General features: G+C 61.7%; 15 protein-coding genes and 1 riboswitch. Of the genes, 10 read left to right on the forward strand and 5 right to left on the reverse strand.

Translation table 11 applies throughout. The features are described 5' to 3' along the window. Positions 1–128 precede the first annotated feature (128 nt). The 7 genes from sufB (at position 129) to AC1DIJ_RS17170 (ending at position 6586) form a co-directional block, all read left to right on the forward strand. A complete protein-coding gene (gene sufB / locus AC1DIJ_RS17140; protein ID WP_112387289.1) occupies positions 129–1598 on the forward strand; it encodes a Fe-S cluster assembly protein SufB in 1470 nt (489 codons plus the stop codon). Positions 1599–1670: 72 nt separating this feature from the next. Beyond that, the gene (gene sufC / locus AC1DIJ_RS17145; protein ID WP_112387290.1) at positions 1671–2426 is read left to right on the forward strand and encodes a Fe-S cluster assembly ATPase SufC; all 756 of its coding nucleotides are present in this window, start codon (positions 1671–1673) and stop codon (positions 2424–2426) included. Between the two features lie 23 nt (positions 2427–2449). Next, positions 2450–3724: a Fe-S cluster assembly protein SufD gene (sufD, locus tag AC1DIJ_RS17150; protein WP_112387291.1), complete on the forward strand. Its 1275-nt coding sequence runs from the start codon at positions 2450–2452 to the stop codon at positions 3722–3724. Between the two features lie 12 nt (positions 3725–3736). Next, entirely contained in the window at positions 3737–4978 is a 1242-nt protein-coding gene (locus AC1DIJ_RS17155; RefSeq protein WP_112387292.1) for a cysteine desulfurase, read from the forward strand. A gap of 10 nt (positions 4979–4988) precedes the next feature. After that, positions 4989–5369 carry an SUF system Fe-S cluster assembly protein gene (locus AC1DIJ_RS17160; protein WP_112387293.1) on the forward strand — a complete coding sequence of 127 codons (381 nt, stop codon included), beginning with the start codon at positions 4989–4991 and terminating at the stop codon, positions 5367–5369. A 94-nt stretch (positions 5370–5463) separates the two neighbouring features. Continuing rightward, entirely contained in the window at positions 5464–5859 is a 396-nt protein-coding gene (gene sufA, locus AC1DIJ_RS17165) for a Fe-S cluster assembly scaffold SufA (protein ID WP_112387294.1), read from the forward strand. Between the two features lie 91 nt (positions 5860–5950). Next, entirely contained in the window at positions 5951–6586 is a 636-nt protein-coding gene (locus AC1DIJ_RS17170) for a LysE family translocator (RefSeq protein ID WP_477831489.1), read from the forward strand. Between the two features lies 1 nt (position 6587). Here the strand turns inward: AC1DIJ_RS17170 and AC1DIJ_RS17175 are convergent, their stop codons facing one another. Beyond that, positions 6588–6863 carry a flagellar basal body protein gene (locus AC1DIJ_RS17175; RefSeq protein ID WP_112387295.1) on the reverse strand — a complete coding sequence of 92 codons (276 nt, stop codon included), beginning with the start codon at positions 6861–6863 and terminating at the stop codon, positions 6588–6590. 202 nt (positions 6864–7065) lie between these two features. On the opposite strand from AC1DIJ_RS17175, the gene AC1DIJ_RS17180 reads away from it, so the two are divergent. Continuing rightward, positions 7066–7866 (forward strand): class I SAM-dependent methyltransferase, encoded by an 801-nt coding sequence (locus AC1DIJ_RS17180; RefSeq protein WP_112387488.1) that lies wholly within the window; start codon positions 7066–7068, stop codon positions 7864–7866. Between the two features lie 7 nt (positions 7867–7873). Here the strand turns inward: AC1DIJ_RS17180 and AC1DIJ_RS17185 are convergent, their stop codons facing one another. From AC1DIJ_RS17185 to gcvT, 4 genes are all read right to left on the reverse strand, one after another. After that, a complete protein-coding gene (locus AC1DIJ_RS17185; RefSeq protein WP_112387296.1) occupies positions 7874–8143 on the reverse strand; it encodes a DUF982 domain-containing protein in 270 nt (89 codons plus the stop codon). 119 nt (positions 8144–8262) lie between these two features. Next, positions 8263–11127, reverse strand: a complete 2865-nt coding sequence (gcvP, locus tag AC1DIJ_RS17190) for an aminomethyl-transferring glycine dehydrogenase (RefSeq protein WP_112387297.1) — start codon at positions 11125–11127, stop codon at positions 8263–8265. After that, on the reverse strand, positions 11127–11489 hold the full coding sequence (gcvH, locus tag AC1DIJ_RS17195; RefSeq protein ID WP_112387298.1) for a glycine cleavage system protein GcvH: 363 nt from the start codon (positions 11487–11489) through the stop codon (positions 11127–11129). Before gcvH ends, gcvP begins: the two co-directional genes overlap by 1 nt. A 24-nt stretch (positions 11490–11513) precedes the next feature. Further along, the gene (gene gcvT / locus AC1DIJ_RS17200) at positions 11514–12650 is read right to left on the reverse strand and encodes a glycine cleavage system aminomethyltransferase GcvT (protein ID WP_112387299.1); all 1137 of its coding nucleotides are present in this window, start codon (positions 12648–12650) and stop codon (positions 11514–11516) included. Between the two features lie 150 nt (positions 12651–12800). Next, a riboswitch (glycine riboswitch) is annotated at positions 12801–12893 on the reverse strand. A gap of 159 nt (positions 12894–13052) precedes the next feature. Between gcvT and AC1DIJ_RS17205 the strand changes: the two genes are divergently transcribed. Both AC1DIJ_RS17205 and AC1DIJ_RS17210 read left to right on the forward strand, forming a co-directional pair. After that, positions 13053–13433: a hypothetical protein gene (locus AC1DIJ_RS17205; RefSeq protein ID WP_112387300.1), complete on the forward strand. Its 381-nt coding sequence runs from the start codon at positions 13053–13055 to the stop codon at positions 13431–13433. 76 nt (positions 13434–13509) lie between these two features. Beyond that, positions 13510–14496 carry a copper chaperone PCu(A)C domain-containing protein gene (locus tag AC1DIJ_RS17210; protein WP_112387489.1) on the forward strand — a complete coding sequence of 329 codons (987 nt, stop codon included), beginning with the start codon at positions 13510–13512 and terminating at the stop codon, positions 14494–14496. The last annotated feature ends 29 nt before the right edge of the window (positions 14497–14525 follow it).

Here is a 14525-nt window from a genome sequence, read left to right on the forward strand (position 1 = left end):
GCGGAAACGGAAATTTCTGCTTGCCATCAGGGCTGAAAAGGCCCTTTTGGCCCACTACATAAGGGGCAATCAAAAAATGCCCGCACGACAGCCTGCCGGCCCTTTATCCGGCGAGATTGGAGAACGACATGCCAGCCGTACAAGAAACGGTTGATCGCGTCCGCGAGATTGACGTCGATCAGTACAAATACGGTTTCGAGACCATCATCGAAATGGACAAGGCACCCAAGGGCCTGTCCGAAGACATCATCCGCTTCATCTCCGCCAAGAAGCAGGAGCCGGAATGGATGCTGGAATGGCGCCTTGACGCCTACAAGCGTTGGCTGACGATGGAAGAGCCCAGCTGGGCACGCGTCGATTATCCGAAGATCGATTTCAACGATCTCTATTACTATGCCGCGCCGAAGAGCACGCCGGGCCCGAAGTCGCTTGACGAAGTCGATCCCGAGATTCTCAAGGTCTACGAAAAGCTCGGCATTCCCCTGAAGGAACAGGAAATCCTGGCCGGTGTCGAAAAGCCCCGGATCGCCGTCGATGCCGTTTTCGACAGCGTTTCCGTCGTTACGACCTTCAAGGCGGAGCTGAAGAAGGCCGGCGTGATCTTCATGTCGATCTCCGAGGCGATCCGCGAGTATCCCGAGCTCGTTCAGAAGTATCTCGGCTCCGTCGTCCCGACGACCGACAACTACTATGCGACGCTGAATTCTGCTGTCTTCACCGACGGCTCGTTCGTCTTCGTTCCGAAGGGCGTTCGCTGCCCGATGGAACTGTCGACCTATTTCCGCATCAATGAGAAGAACACCGGCCAGTTCGAGCGGACGCTGATCATTGCCGAGGAGGGCGCCTATGTGTCCTACCTCGAAGGCTGCACAGCGCCGCAGCGCGATGAAAACCAGCTGCACGCGGCTGTCGTCGAACTCGTTGCGCTCGATGATGCCGAGATCAAGTATTCGACGGTCCAGAACTGGTACCCGGGCGATGCCCAGGGCAAGGGTGGCATCTACAACTTCGTCACCAAGCGCGGCGATTGCCGTGGCGACCGGTCCAAGATCTCGTGGACGCAGGTCGAGACCGGTTCTGCCATTACCTGGAAATACCCGTCCTGCATTCTGCGCGGTGACGATTCCAGAGGCGAGTTCTACTCGATCGCCGTTTCCAACGGCCATCAGCAGATCGATAGCGGCACCAAGATGATCCATCTCGGCAAGAACACGTCGAGCCGCATCGTTTCCAAGGGTATCGCCGCCGGCGTCTCGCAGAACACCTATCGCGGCCAGGTCTCGGCCCACCGCAAGGCATCCAACGCCCGCAACTTCACGCAGTGCGACTCGCTGTTGATCGGCGACAAGTGCGGCGCCCATACGGTGCCCTACATCGAGGCGAAGAATTCGACGGCGCAGTTCGAGCACGAGGCGACCACCTCGAAGATCTCCGAGGATCAGCTCTTCTACTGCCTGCAGCGCGGCATCCCCACCGAAGCAGCGATCGCCCTGATCGTCAACGGCTTCGTCAAGGAAGTCCTGCAGGAGCTGCCGATGGAATTTGCCGTCGAAGCGCAGAAGCTGATCAGCATCTCGCTCGAGGGGTCTGTCGGCTGACGCCGTCGCGATTGACTATTCAGGGGCGCGACTGAGCGCGCCCGTTTCCGAACGCTTTTATGGAAAAAGAACATGCTTGAAATCAGAAATCTGCACGCCCGCATCGCCGAAGACGGCACCGAGATCATTCGTGGTTTGAACCTGACGGTGAAGGCCGGCGAGATTGCTGCGATCATGGGGCCGAACGGCTCCGGCAAATCGACGCTCTCCTACATCCTGTCGGGCCGCGAAGACTACGAAGTCACCGAGGGTGACATTCTCTATAACGGCGAGAGCATCCTTGAGCTCGACGCTGCGGAGCGTGCCTCCAAGGGCATTTTCCTCGCCTTCCAGTATCCGGTCGAAATCCCGGGCGTTGCCACCATGCAGTTCCTGAAGGTGGCGATGAACGAGCAGCGCAAGGCGCGCGGCGAAGACGAGCTGAAGACGCCTGATTTCATGCGCCTGGTGAAGGATGCGGCCGCCAAGCTGCAGATCAACACCGAGATGCTGAAGCGCCCGCTGAACGTCGGTTTCTCCGGCGGTGAAAAGAAGCGCGCCGAAATCCTGCAGATGGCGCTCCTGCAGCCGCAGCTTTGCATTCTCGACGAGACGGATAGCGGCCTCGACATCGATGCGCTCAAGATCGTGGCCGACGGCGTCAACGCGCTGCGTTCGCCGGATCGCGCCGTCATCGTCATCACCCACTACCAGCGCCTGCTCGATTACATCGTGCCTGACACCGTCCACGTTCTCTACAAGGGCCAGGTGATCAAGTCCGGCGACAAGACGCTGGCGCATGAGCTGGAAGCCAATGGCTATGCCGACATCATCGGAGCGGCAGCCTGATCGAGGCGGAAAGGACGACGTCCATGAACATGCAGACGACGAGCCGCTTGACTGCTGCGGAAGCAGCGCTGATCGAGGCTTTCAACAACCAGTTCGGCGAACTGCCGGGCGACGGCGCGGTCACCGCGACGCGCGACCGCCTGCTTGACGATCTGAAGAAGTCCGGCCTGCCGACGCGCCGCGTCGAGGCCTGGCACTATACCGACCTGAAGAACCTGCTGCGCGCGGTTCCGGCTGTTGCCGGCGATGCCGTTTCGAAGAGCGTCAAGCCGCTCGTCGAGGGATCCTCGGTGCTTTCGATCGTCCAGGGTCATGTCGATGCCAAGGCTTCGGTGCGCGATCTCGAGGTTTCGAGCTATGCGCAGCATCTGCTCGACGGTTCGGCTGCGACGTCGCTAGGCGCACTCGGCGCCGATGACGCGGTCGGCCGTATCAATGGCAGCTTCGTGCGCGACGGTTACGTGATCGACGTTGCCGATGGCACCGAACTCGACAAGCCTCTCGAAATCGACATCGTCCATGCTGGCGGTCAGATCCATACACGTCTGCCGGTGACGTTCGGCGCCAACGTCAAGGGGACCGTGATCGAGCGTCACCTGACGGTGACATCGGATGCCGCGCTGGTATCTCATGTCAGTGACATCACCATCGGCGAAGGCGCCGAACTCACCTGGATCATCCTGCAGCAGCAGGGCGCCGATGACACGCATCTCGCCCAGATCCGCGTTGATCTCGGCGCTGACGCCAAGTTCAGGCTGTTCGTCATCAATGCCGGCGGCAAGCTGGTGCGCCAGGAACTGCATATCAAGGCGACGGGCGAGGGTTCCGACCTGACGCTGCGCGGCATCAATTTGCTCGGCGGCGATACCCATACCGACGTCACCATGGTTCTCGGCCATAACGTGCCGAACACCGGCTCGACGGAGATCATCCGCAACGTCGTGTTCGACCGCGCCAAGGGCGTCTTCCAGGGCATGATCCGGGTTGCCCCGGATGCGCAGAAGACCGACGCCAAGATGGCCTGCAACACGCTGCTGATGTCCGATGATGCCGAGTTCTCGGTCAAGCCCGAGCTCGAAATCTTCGCCGACGACGTGCAGTGCGGCCATGGCGCGACGGTTGCCGATATCGACCACAACCATCTCTACTACCTGATGGCGCGCGGCATTCCGGAGAACAAGGCGCGGGCGATGCTCGTCAATGCCTTCGTTGCCGAAATCGTCGAGGAACTGGAAGACGAAGGTCTGGTCGAAGCGCTTGAGGGCGTGATCTCGGCCTGGCTTGAAAAGCACGCCTGATCGGATCGCATCATGGACAAGATCGTGCCGGTAACCGCCTATGACGTCGAAGCCATTCGCAAGGATTTCCCGATCCTCGCGAAACAGGTGTATGGCAAGCCGCTGGTCTATCTCGACAACGGCGCCTCGGCGCAGAAGCCGCAGGCGGTGATCGACGCGATCAGCCATGCCTATTCGAATGAATATGCCAATGTGCATCGCGGCCTGCATTTCCTGTCGAACGCCGCCACCGAAGCTTACGAGGCTGCGCGCGAAAAGGTGCGCGGCTTCCTGAACGCGCCTTCGGTCGACGAGATCGTCTTCACCAAGTCCTCGACCGAAGCGATCAACACGGTCGCCTATGGCTGGGGCATGCCCGAGATCGGCGAGGGCGACGAGATCGTCCTGTCGATCATGGAGCATCATTCCAACATCGTTCCCTGGCATTTCATCCGCGAGCGCCAGGGCGCGAAACTGGTCTGGGTCGATGTCGATGACGAGGGCGCGTTCCAGATCGAAGCCTTCGAAAAGAGCCTGACTGAACGCACCAAGCTGGTGGCGATCACCCATATGTCGAATGCGCTCGGCACTGTCGTTCCGGTCAAGGAAATCTGCCGCATCGCCCATGAGCGCGGCATTCCTGTGCTGGTCGATGGGTCGCAGGGTGCGGTCCATATGCCTGTCGACGTGCAGGATCTCGATTGCGACTGGTATGTGATGACCGGCCACAAGCTCTACGGTCCCTCGGGCATCGGCGTTCTCTACGGCAAGAGGGATCGGCTTCGCGCCATGCGCCCGTTCCAGGGCGGCGGCGAGATGATCTTCGAGGTTACCGAGGACAACGTCACCTATAACGAGCCGCCGCACCGTTTCGAAGCCGGTACGCCGCCGATCGTGCAGGCGATCGGTCTCGGCTATGCGCTTGACTATATGGAAAAGGTCGGCCGCGAGGCTATGTCCCGTCATGAGGCCGATCTGACGGCTTATGCCACGGAGCGGCTGCGCGACGTCAACTCGCTGCGGGTCATCGGCACGGCGCCCGGCAAGGGCGGCATCTTCTCGTTCGAGCTTGCGGGCCTGCATGCCCATGACGTCTCGACGGTGATCGACCGGCGCGGTGTTGCGGTTCGCGCCGGGACGCATTGCGCCATGCCGCTCTTGAAACGCTTCGGCGTGACCTCCACATGCCGTGCATCCTTCGGCATGTACAATACCCGTGCCGAGGTCGATGCCTTGGCCGATGCGCTTGACTATGCGCGCAAGTTCTTTGCTTGAGGATACCGTTATGAGCCTTGACGACAGCGAACAGAAGATCGACGTGCGCGAGGGCATCGTGCATTCCAGCATTCCGGCGGAAGAGCTGGCACGCCTCAGCGATGATGTCATCATGGCGCTGAAGACGGTCTATGACCCTGAAATTCCTGCCGATATCTTCGAACTCGGGCTGATCTACAAGATCGACATCGAAGACGACCGGATGGTGAAGATCATGATGACGCTGACGGCGCCCGGTTGCCCCGTGGCCGGCGAAATGCCGGGCTGGGTGGAAAACGCCGTCGGTTCCGTCGAGGGTGTTTCCGGCGTCGAGGTCGAGATGACCTTTGATCCGCCGTGGACGCCGGACCGCATGTCGGAAGAGGCGCAGGTCGCCGTTGGCTGGTACTAATTGGCCGCTGGTATTGATCGGTTAAGCCACTGGCACTACATTTGATTCATGAAACACCGGACCTTCAATCCGTGTGCGTAAGGAGAATGAGCCGATGGGCTTTGCAGTGATGAGCATGACGCAGGAAGCGGCCGATCGCGTGAAGGCGATCGTCGGCGGTGCAGGAGCGGATGCAAAGGGTATTCGCGTTGGCATCAAGAAGGGTGGCTGCGCCGGGATGGAATATACCATCGACATGGTGAGCGAACCCAACCCGAAGGACGACCTGATCGAGCGCGATGGCGCGCGCGTCTGGATCGAGCCCTCGGCGGTGCTTTATCTGCTCGGGACGCAGCTCGGCTTCGAACAGACGACGCTGCGCTCCGGTTTCACCTTCACCAACCCGAACCAGACATCGGCCTGCGGCTGCGGCGAATCCGTCGAGCTGAAGCCCGCCGATCTCGCGGCACTCGCCGCGCAGGGCAATCCGGTCGTGACCGCTTCGCATTGATGCGCGGTCTCATGGCCACCGACAGGCCGCCAGCGATGGCGGCTTTTTGTTTTGCAGTTGTCCGATCGCGGCGGCGTAACATCTCTCAGGCATGATCATCGAAACGCTGCTTCTGCTCTTTGCCAAAGGCGCTCTGCTCGGTCTCGTGATCACGATACCGCCAGGCCCGATCGCGACGCTTTGCATCGACCGCAGCCTGAACCGCGGCTTTGCATCGGGGGCTGCGATCGGCATCGGGGCGGCACTCGGAGATTCCATCTACGCGCTGGTTGCCGCTGCGGGTCTCGCGATGGTCTCCGACGTCGTCGATACCTATTCGCTGATGATCGCTGCCGTCGGCGGCGTGCTGCTTCTCTTCCTCGGCATCCGCGACCTGGTGACGCCGCCGGCTACAGCGCGGGAAGTGGGCGCCGGTAATCTCTTCCGTCTGATCGCCTCGACCTTTCTGCTGGCAATCTCCAATCCGGGGGCGCTGCTATCCTTCGGCGGGTTGTTCGCGGGCCTCGGGCTTGTTGACGGCAATACGGTCACGGAGACGGCAGCGATCGTCATCGGCGTCTTCTTCGGGGCGATGGCGTGGTGGGTGGCGCTGAGTGCGGCGGTCAATCTCGCCAGAGACAGGATTTCCAGCGACGTGACGCTGCTGATCCGCCGCATTTCCGGCTGGCTGATCATTGGCTTTGGCATTGCCGTGCTTGGCTATGCCGCGATCAATCTTCTCGGGTAATTCAGTCGCGCTTGATGGTGGCCAGCCACTGCCAGATGTCGGCTCCGGTTTCGAAAACCACGGCGTTTGCCTTGTAAGCCTGCGTCGCCTGCATCATGTCGGTCATCTCGGAGGCGAGATCGGCCGGCTGGCCTTCATCCGTGGTGAGCGTTGCGGGGTCGACACGGCTGTAGCCCGGGGTGCTCAAGTTCGCGACATTGTTGGCAGCGGCGGCGAAGCGGTTGGTCTGCGCCCGCATGCCCGACGATGCAGTATTCATGATGCTTGAGATGTTCATCGGCCGGTATTCCCCACGCGTCCCGTCACTGTCCTATAGCAGCCGGAGCTTAGTGAATGCTGAACGCGTTTCGTTAACGGTGGCCGCAGCTGGATGCACGATCTGTGTCGAACTGGTGCAGGTCGTGAATGCTGGCTGAGCGGTCCGCACTTGGCGTCGTTGCGACCGGGGAGTACGATGCGGCCTGATGGTGGAGGCGGCGATGTCTTCAAGCTTCAATGTTCACAAGGCGGATGGATACGAGCAGCTGATGGGCCGCTGGAGCCGCAAGCTCGCGCCGTCATTCATTGCGTTTTCAGGTGTCGAGGATGGCGATCGGGTGCTCGATGTCGGCTGCGGCACAGGAAGCCTTACCTTCTCGCTGTTAGAAACCGTTAATGTCGGCGCGATCGAGGCAATCGACTTTTCGCAGATATTCATCGACGAGGTGATCCGTCACAACAACGATCCGCGCATTACGGTGCGGCAGGCGGATGCCTGTGCGCTGCCTTTCGAGGCGAAGAGTTTCGACCGGGCGCTGGCCCTGCTCGTGCTGCATTTCGTTCCGGAAGCGCCGAAGGCAATTTCCGAAATGCGGCGGGTCGTGCGCCCGGGTGGCGTGGTTGCGGCGGCGGTCTGGGATCATCTCGGCGGCATGCCGGGCATGCGGATGATGATCGATACCGTGGCGGCGCTCAGTGAAGGCGGGCGGCAGTTGCGCGCCCGCTATTGCTTTCAGCCGATGATGCAACCCGGCGAGATGAAGCAGGCCTTCATCGATAGCGGTCTTTTCGATGTCCAGGAGACGCAGCTGCTTGTCCGCATGGATTACGAGACTTTCGAGGACTACTGGAAACCGATTGCCGCGGGGGAAGGGCCGCTCGGCGCATTCATGGGCAAGCTCGGCGGCGCGGAGAGGGCGCAGGCCGATGCGGCAGTACGTGATGCCTATGAAGCCGGGCGGCCCGACGGCCCGCGTTCCTTTGCCAACATCGCCTGGGTCTGCCGCGGCAGGGTGCCCTGAGCGTAGTTCACTTCTGGATATCGATGCCTGCTTCCACAGCCGCGGCTATGAATGCCTGCCGGGCGTCCTCGTTGGTCCGCTTTCCCTTGATGACATCGGCGCAGATCAGCAACGCCTTGTCGAGCGCCGGGCCGTCTTCCGTCGGCCAGTCCTCGATCATCGCCCAGGAGGCGGCCTGTGTCGTGTTGATTGTTACGTAGACGCCTGGCTCTTCAAGCGCGAGCTGCACGGGTTTAGCCCAAGGCACCTGCGTGAGATCGTCGTCGGATTTTGCCATGGCGGTGTCACCTGTGATTGCCTGAAAGTGGGAGACCCTTAGCTTTCACTCGGGCTGCTCACAAGCTTTCAAGAAAAGAAAACGCCCGGACCAAGCCGGGCGCTCCAGTTGTTCAGACCTTATTCGGCCGCTTCGGCGTAGTCTTCGAGCGGCGGGCAGGTGCAGATCAGGTTGCGGTCGCCGAAGACGTTGTCGACGCGGTTGACCGGTGACCAGTATTTGTCGACGCGGAAGGCGCCGGGCGGGAAGCAGGCCTGTTCGCGCGAATAGGGGCGATCCCATTCGCCGACCAGGTCTTCGACCGTGTGCGGGGCGTTCTTCAGCGGGTTGTTCGCCTTGTCGGAACGGCCTTCCTCGATATCGCGGGCTTCCTGGCGGATCGCCAGCATGGCTTCGCAGAAGCGGTCGAGTTCGGCCTTGGTTTCCGATTCCGTCGGCTCGATCATCAGCGTGCCGGCAACCGGCCAGCTCATGGTCGGGGCGTGGAAGCCGCAGTCGATCAGGCGCTTGGCGACATCGTCGACCGTCACGCCGCAGCTGTCGACCAGCGGGCGGGTGTCGATGATGCACTCATGCGCCACGCGGCCGGCTTCGGACTTGTAGAGCACGTCGTAAGCGCCCTTCAGCCGGGCTGCGATGTAGTTGGCGTTGAGGATCGCCACCTTGGTTGCCTGCGTCAGGCCTTCGCCCCCCATCATGAGGCAGTAGCTCCAGGAGATCGGCAGGATCGATGCCGAACCGAAAGCTGCCGCGGAGACCGCGCCCGGGCGGCCGTCGCTTTCCGGGTGACCCGGAAGGAAGGGCGCCAGATGCGACTTGACGCCAATCGGGCCCATGCCGGGACCGCCGCCGCCATGGGGAATGCAGAAGGTCTTGTGCAGGTTGAGGTGCGAGACGTCGGAGCCGATGTCACCTGGGCGGGACAGGCCGACCATGGCGTTCATGTTGGCGCCGTCGAGATAGACCTGGCCGCCGTGCTTGTGCACGAGGTCGCAGATTTCCTTCACCGTTTCCTCGAATACGCCATGCGTCGAGGGATAGGTGATCATGCAGCAGGAGAGGTTTTCCGAATGCTGCTCGGCCTTGGCGCGGAAATCGTCGAGGTCGATATCGCCGTTTTCGCGAACCTTGACGACCACGACCTTCATGCCGACCATCTGGGCCGAAGCCGGGTTGGTGCCATGCGCCGAAGTCGGGATCAGGCAGACGTCGCGGTGACCATTGCCATTGGCGATATGGTAGTTGCGGATCGTCAGCAGGCCCGCATATTCGCCCTGGGCACCGGAGTTCGGCTGCATCGAGAAGGCGTCATAGCCGGTGACGGCGCAGAGCTTTTCGATCAGGTCGTCGATCATCTCGCGATAGCCAAGCGCCTGGTCCGCCGGGACATAAGGATGGATATCCGAGAATTCCGGCCAGGTGATCGGCAGCATTTCCGCCGTGGCGTTCAGCTTCATCGTGCAGGAGCCGAGCGGGATCATCGAGCGGTCGAGCGCCAGATCGCGGTCGGAGAGCCGGCGGATATAGCGGGTCATCTCGCTTTCGGCGCGGTTCATGTGGAAGATGGGATGCGTCAGGTATTCGCTGGTGCGGGCGAGACCCTTCGGCAGGCGATAGCTCGGCTCGAATTCGGCAACGGCAAAGTTGCCGCCGAAGGCGCGCCAGACGGCTTCCAGCGTTGCCGGGCGGGTGCGCTCGTCAAGGCTCATGCCGATCTTGGTGGCGCCGACCTTGCGCAGGTTCACACCCTCGGCAACAGCCGAGCGCAGGATGACACCCTGCATGTGGCCGACATCGACGGTGATCGTGTCGAAGAAGGTTTCGGGCTCGATCGTGTAGCCGAGCTTCTCGAGACCCTTGGCCATCAGCACGGCCTTCTGGTGGACCTGCTGGGCGATCGCCTTGATGCCCTTGGGGCCGTGGAAGACGGCATACATCGAGGCCATGACGGCGAGCAGCACTTGCGCGGTGCAGATGTTCGACGTCGCCTTTTCGCGGCGGATATGCTGTTCGCGGGTCTGCAGCGACAGGCGGTAGGCGCGGTTGCCGCGGGCGTCGACGGAGACGCCGACGAGGCGGCCGGGCATCGAACGCTTGTGTGCGTCCTTGACCGACATATAGGCCGCATGCGGACCGCCGTAACCGACCGGAACGCCGAAGCGCTGCGAATTGCCGATGGCAATATCGGCGCCCATTTCGCCCGGAGACTTGAGCAGCGTGAGCGCCAGGATATCGGCGGCAACGACGGCGATGGCGCCGGTCTGGTGCAGGCGGGAAATCAGGCCGGTGAAATCATGGACGTGGCCATGGGTGCCCGGATACTGGAAGATTGCGCCGAAGACATCGACGGGGTCGAGATCAGTGAACGGGTTGCCGACAATAACGCTCCAGCCGAGCGGCTCGGCGCGAGTCTTGATCAGCTCGATCGTCTGCGGATGGCAGGCGGCATCGACGAAGAAGGCCTTGGCCTTCGACTTCGAGACGCGCTCGGCCATCGCCATGCCTTCGGCAGCAGCCGTCGCTTCGTCGAGCAGCGATGCGTTGGCGACGTCGAGACCTGTCAGGTCACAGATCATCGTCTGGTAGTTCAGAAGCGCTTCAAGGCGGCCCTGCGAAATTTCCGGCTGGTAGGGCGTGTAGGCCGTGTACCAGGCGGGGTTTTCGAGGATGTTGCGCTGGATGACCGGCGGCGTGATCGTGCCGTAATAGCCTTGGCCGATCAGCGAGGTCAGAACCTTGTTCTTGTTGGCGGTCTCGCGCAGCTTGTCGAGCGCCTCGCGTTCCGTCATCGGCGCGCCCCAGGCGAGCGGCGCCTTCTGGCGGATGGAGGGCGGCACGGTCGCATCGATCAGCCCGTCAAGGCTGTTATAGCCGATGACCTTCAGCATATCGGTCATTTCGGCCGGAGACGGTCCGATATGACGGCGGTTTGCGAAGTCATAGGGCTGGTAGTCGGTAAACTGGAATTCCGTCGGCGTCGTCATTACGCGGTGAGCTCCTTGTAGGCCGCCTCGTCGAGCAGGCCATCGGCGTCAGCGGCATTGGCAAGCTTCAGCTTGAAGAACCAGCCGGCACCCTGCGGATCGGAATTGACCAGCGACGGATCGGCAACGATGGCCGGGTTCACTTCGGTGATTTCGCCATCAAGCGGACAATAGACGTCGGAAGCAGCCTTCACGGATTCGACGGTCGCGGCATTGTCATTCTTGCCAAAGCTTGCGCCGACTTCAGGCAGTTCGACGAAAACCAGGTCGCCGAGCTGGTCGACCGCGTAATTGGTGATGCCAACCGTTGCAACGCCGCCTTCGATCTTCAGCCATTCGTGTTCTTCGGTAAATTTCAGCATGGAAAGGTCCTCTCTTGAAAAGGTTCAGCGTTTGTAGGTCGGCGTGATGAAGGGCAGGGCGCTGACGGTGATCGGCAGATACTTGCCGCGCACTTCAGCGTAGATTTCGGTTCCGGCAGCCGCGTGCGAGACGGGCACGTAGCCCATGGCAACGGGTCCCTCGACGCTCGGGCCAAAGCCACCGGACGTGACTTCACCGATCTCGGTCTTGCCTTCTGCATCGGCGTAGAGCTTGGCATGGCCGCGCACCGGCGCCTTGCCCTCGGGCTTCAAGCCAACGCGGCGGCGTGTGGCGCCGTTGTTGAGTTCGGAGAGAATGCGGGCAGAACCCGGGAAACCGCCGGCGCGGGCGCCACCGGTCTTGCGGGCCTTCTGCATGCCCCATTCCAAGGCCGCTTCGACAGGCGTCGTCGTCGTGTCGATGTCGTTGCCATAAAGGCAGAGACCGGCCTCGAGGCGGAGCGAGTCACGGGCGCCGAGGCCGATTGCCTCGACATCGGGATGCTCAAGCAACCGCTTGGTGACATCCTCGGCCTTGTCGGCGGGAATGGAGATTTCGAAGCCGTCCTCGCCGGAATAGCCCGAACGGGAGACGAGACAGGAAACGTCGTGCAGGCGGCAGTGGCGCACGTCCATGAATTTCATGGCGGCGACATCGGCCCAGAGTTCGGCGAGCACATCGACGGCGCGCGGTCCCTGCAGCGCAACGAGCGCGCGGTCGAGCACGGTGATGTCGCAGCGGTCGCCGATATGTTTCTGCATATGCGCGACGTCTTCGTCCTTGCAGGCGGCGTTGACGACGACGAACAGGTGGTCGTCGAGATGGGTGATCATCAAATCGTCGAGGATGCCGCCATTGTCGTCGGTGAAGAAGCCATAGCGCTGGCGTCCCTCGGCGAGACCGAGAATGTCCACGGGTACGAGGCTTTCGAGCGCGAGGGCTGCATCCTCATACTTGCCGGTCTTCGCCTTCACGATGACCTGGCCCATATGCGAAACGTCGAAGACGCCGGCAGCCTGGCGGGTCTGCAGATGTTCCTTCATGACGCCGGCCGGATATTGCACCGGCATGTCGTAGCCTGCGAAAGGAACCATGCGGGCGCCGAGCGACAGATGCAGCGCATGAAGCGGGGTTTTCTTGAGGGCAGCAGTATCGTCCAATGACGCCTCCGGTCGTTGCGCGTGGAAGTCCATGCGCGGGCTCAAATGAAGGCGCAGTTACGCCTCGTTATCGAGCCCCCTCTGTCCTTGCGCCTGAGATTGTTATCCCTTCGGCGAGCGTTTCGAGAACGCCTCTCTCCAGAGTTCCGTCTGCCCCTTGTGGTCCTTTTGCCTGAGAGTTTCCGGGGCGGTTGCTCCTTCGGCACTGGTTCTTGCAAACCAGCTTCTCCCAACAAGGTTGCGGCAATTATCGGGCGGAACGGGTGCTTGGCAAGAGGGGAATGTCGCCACCGAGCAAATTTTTGTCGCGCCGCCCCGGCGCGAATTGCATTCTGCGGCAAATCGGCTTTTGCTTTTCGCCAATAAAGTGATTAATCGCGACAGCAGCGGTGAGGGGATTGGATGACTGCACGGAGCCGGAAAGCCGGGATGCTGACGCGCATGATCTGCGCGCTGAGCCTGCTTTTGCTCGGCCTTGGGCACCAGCTGCCGCAACTCGGCGCCGACCCGCTTTACAACGCTGCCGAATATACCCTGCCTGACGGTTCCTTCGCCTCGCTCTGCGTCACCGTCAAGGATGACGAAGGCAAGCGGATTCCGATGGGGCCGAATTGCGACGTCTGCCGCCTCGCTGTCTCGGTGATCCTGCCCGCGCCGGATGCTGCCGCATGGCTGAAGCTCGATTTTGCCTCGTTCGAGAACGGCCTGACGAGCGACATCGCGGCCCTGTCGCTTCGCGCCGTGACGCAGCCGAAATCGCGGGGGCCACCGGTTCTGGCCTGATCTCCAACCCGAACCGAAATGCAATATGATGCCGGAGACCGCCAAGACGATGCGGATGACGGCGAGGAGACATCAGATGAAAACCGTTCAAACCCTTGGCCTTGCCGCTGCTCTTTCCTTTGCCGCGACGGCCGCCAGCGCCCATGTGACCTTTCTCGACGCCGAGGCGCCGCAGGAAGCCACCATCCTGGCAACGCTGCAGGTCCCGCATGGCTGCGACGGCAAGCCGACGAATGAAGTGCAGGTGAAGCTGCCGGAAGGCTTTGTCTTCGCCAAGCCGCAGCCGAAGGCCGGCTGGGAGCTCGAGGTCATCAAGGGCGACTACAAGAGGAGCTACGACAATCACGGTACGCCGGTGAAGTCGGGCGCGATCGAGATCCGCTGGAAGGGCGGCAATCTCTCCGACGATTTCTACGACACCTTCGTGATCCAGGGGAAGGTATCGGGCATCGAGGCTGGGGCGTCGCTGGCCTTCCCGGTCACCCAGCTCTGCGGCGATACCGTCGAGGCCTGGGATCAGATCGCCGCCGATGGCAGCGATCCGCACAAGCTGAAGAGCCCGGCGCCGGTGCTGAAGGTGGTCGAGGGCAGCGGTCACGGCCATGGCCACGACGACATGGCGGGCATGGACATGAGCGGTATGGCCGGAATGGCCATGGCGGCGCCCGCGGGCGACGAGGCGAAGATCGGCGATCTCGAAATATCCGGCGCCTTTGCCAAGGCGATGCTTCCGGGCCAACCTGTCGGCGGTGGCTTCTTCACGGTCAAGAACAACGGCAAGAACGATGATACGCTTGTCGCCATCACGTCGCCAAATGCCGGCGAGGTGCAGATGCACGAGATGAAGACCGAGAACAATGTCATGAAGATGCGCGAGCTGAAGGGTGGCATCGCCATTCCTGCGGGCGGAACCGTCAAGCTCGAGCCCGGCGCCCTGCATCTGATGTTCCAGAAGGTCACTGCGCCCTTCAAGCAGGGTGACACAGTTCCGGTGACGCTGACATTCGAAAAGGCGGGCAAGGTCGATGTGACGCTGAAGGTGCTCTCGGCGCAAGGCAAGTAACACGCCCGTCAAGGCAATCAACAAAAAGG

The organism is Rhizobium sp. 10N427 (genome assembly GCF_056394605.1).

What these genes read in the sequence shown, in the direction of transcription:
- sufB (WP_112387289.1), top strand. Translation starts at nt 129, where the DNA reads ATGCCAGCCGTACAAGAAACGGTTGATCGCGTCCGCGAGATTGACGTC.
- sufC (WP_112387290.1), top strand. Translation starts at nt 1,671, where the DNA reads ATGCTTGAAATCAGAAATCTGCACGCCCGCATCGCCGAAGACGGCACC.
- sufD (WP_112387291.1), top strand. Translation starts at nt 2,450, where the DNA reads ATGAACATGCAGACGACGAGCCGCTTGACTGCTGCGGAAGCAGCGCTG.
- AC1DIJ_RS17155 (WP_112387292.1), top strand. Translation starts at nt 3,737, where the DNA reads ATGGACAAGATCGTGCCGGTAACCGCCTATGACGTCGAAGCCATTCGC.
- AC1DIJ_RS17160 (WP_112387293.1), top strand. Translation starts at nt 4,989, where the DNA reads ATGAGCCTTGACGACAGCGAACAGAAGATCGACGTGCGCGAGGGCATC.
- sufA (WP_112387294.1), top strand. Translation starts at nt 5,464, where the DNA reads ATGGGCTTTGCAGTGATGAGCATGACGCAGGAAGCGGCCGATCGCGTG.
- AC1DIJ_RS17170 (WP_477831489.1), top strand. Translation starts at nt 5,951, where the DNA reads ATGATCATCGAAACGCTGCTTCTGCTCTTTGCCAAAGGCGCTCTGCTC.
- AC1DIJ_RS17175 (WP_112387295.1), bottom strand. Translation starts at nt 6,863, where the DNA reads ATGAACATCTCAAGCATCATGAATACTGCATCGTCGGGCATGCGGGCG.
- AC1DIJ_RS17180 (WP_112387488.1), top strand. Translation starts at nt 7,066, where the DNA reads ATGTCTTCAAGCTTCAATGTTCACAAGGCGGATGGATACGAGCAGCTG.
- AC1DIJ_RS17185 (WP_112387296.1), bottom strand. Translation starts at nt 8,143, where the DNA reads ATGGCAAAATCCGACGACGATCTCACGCAGGTGCCTTGGGCTAAACCC.
- gcvP (WP_112387297.1), bottom strand. Translation starts at nt 11,127, where the DNA reads ATGACGACGCCGACGGAATTCCAGTTTACCGACTACCAGCCCTATGAC.
- gcvH (WP_112387298.1), bottom strand. Translation starts at nt 11,489, where the DNA reads ATGCTGAAATTTACCGAAGAACACGAATGGCTGAAGATCGAAGGCGGC.
- AC1DIJ_RS17205 (WP_112387300.1), top strand. Translation starts at nt 13,053, where the DNA reads ATGACTGCACGGAGCCGGAAAGCCGGGATGCTGACGCGCATGATCTGC.
- AC1DIJ_RS17210 (WP_112387489.1), top strand. Translation starts at nt 13,510, where the DNA reads ATGAAAACCGTTCAAACCCTTGGCCTTGCCGCTGCTCTTTCCTTTGCC.